Annotated in this window: 1 protein-coding gene; it reads right to left on the bottom strand. The window is 48.6% G+C overall.

What is annotated here, in order from left to right; translation table 11 throughout:
- Positions 1-304 precede the first annotated feature (304 nt).
- On the bottom strand, positions 305-1729 hold the full coding sequence (locus tag Q0256_RS10000) for an SPFH domain-containing protein (protein ID WP_297962649.1): 1425 nt from the start codon (positions 1727-1729) through the stop codon (positions 305-307).
- Between the last annotated feature and the right edge of the window lie 153 nt (positions 1730-1882).

Raw genomic sequence — 1882 nt, forward strand, 5'->3', positions numbered from 1 at the left:
GCGGCGTTTTAAAATCCCACAAAAATCCGAAATTCCGCGAGTATTTGAAATTTCGCAACCTTTAAATTCCACCGACGCCTTAAATTTTATCCAAGTGCAGGCAGCCAAACCGCTCGGACGAGCAGACCGCTTAAATTTGCCCGCCCGCGCTGTGCCGCTAGCTATCACTCAAAATTTACTCCCCAGAATTTTGCTCCTATCAAGAGCGCAATAATCTCGCCACCAGCTATTACTCAAATTTACTCTCGTCTGCAGAGCTGCTAGCGTATAAATTTAAAATTTTACTTGCCCGAGACCGCGAATATTACTCGGATTTGTCCTCACTCTTGGCGCCTGAAATTTTATCCAGCACCTTTTTGCCGACCTCGCTTTGATTTAGCGCTTCAAGCATCGCGGCTAGCTGCGTGCCGCCTTTGGCACTTAAAATTTCGCCGAATTTACTCATCCCCTCGCCCACGCTGCCTTCGTTTGCGATGATCTTAAGATCCGCCGCGCTTAGCGCCTTGGCCTGCTCTAGTCCGATGTCGCGGTTCGCTTCGATCTGTTTGATTGAAATGAGATAGGTCTGATAGCCCTGATTTTCGCCGATCTCGCGCGCCAGCTCGATCTGCGCGTTTACGGGTGCGAGCTCTTTTAGCCTAAGCGCTTCGGCCTCCGCAGAGCCTATTTTTAGCGTACCCTGCGCTTCTTTGTCCTTCATCTCCAAAAGCGCCGCGGCGGCGAGAAACTGCTTCTCTTTATCGCCCTGCGCTACTAAAATTTGATTTTCTTTAATCGCTTCTGCGTCGCGGATTTTGGCGTTTTTGCGCGCTTCGGCGTCGATCTCGATCTTGCGCTGCTCCTGCTCGGCCTTTACGATCTCCACCTGCTTTTTGATCTCAGCCTGCTTGACGTCGTTCACCCGCACGACCTCCATCGCCTTTTCCTGCGTGATCTTTTGCTGATCCTTGATGAGCTGCTCGGCCTGCTCCTTTGAGATCGCGACCTCCCGCTCGTTTTCGACGGTCTTAAGGCCCACCATCTTATTGGCTTCCTGCTGGCGCACTTCGGTTGCCTGCGCGGCTTCAATCTCGGCGATTTGAGCGAGCTTGGTGTTGTTTGCGACCTCGACGCGGCTTTCCTTTTCGATCTGGGATTTTTTCTTCTCCATGATGTTAAAGATAACCTTGCTGCCGCTGCTATCGCGGATATCCATCAGCTCGATGTTTTTGACGGGCTCGATACCCCAGTTTTGCAGCTGCGTCTTTACCGCCTTGGTAAAATCATCTCCGAGCTCGGAGCGGATCTGCAAGATGTCCTCAAGCACGCGACTCGAAAGGATCGAACGGATCGAGCCTTGGATGATATTGGTAAGCTGGTTATTCAAATCTTGAAAATTATTGACGCGTTGTGCGGCTAAATTTGAATCCATAATCCTAAAAAACGCCGTGATATCGACGACGAAAGGAAGCCTGCCTAGATCATACGCCTCGTAATCCTCGATCTTGATACTAAAAACAGAGACCGGCAAAACGATCTTCGTAACGCCCAGCGCCGGCACCCAACTCGGGAATTCATAGTAGCTATTGCCGTTACCGGTATCTTTGCCGTAGCTCGTCGTCTTGCGCGCACTCTGGACAATATGCACTTCATTCGTCTCCACTATGCGCCTAAAAAACAGAGGCACGATGATGAAAAGCACCACCAAAACCCCTATGACGGCGCCGATCAAATATAAAATTTCGCCCATTTTTCTCTCCTTCAAAAATGCTAAATTTAAAATGGATTATATAAAAATTTACTTTGAAAAATAATAAATAATCGCAACGGCGGCGGTTAAAATTTACGGAATTTTAATGAGATTTTTTGTAATATCTCGGCGTATATTTCAATACCGTTTAGG

Origin of the sequence: uncultured Campylobacter sp., from assembly GCF_937949835.1 — a bacterium.
GTDB lineage: Bacteria > Campylobacterota > Campylobacteria > Campylobacterales > Campylobacteraceae > Campylobacter_B.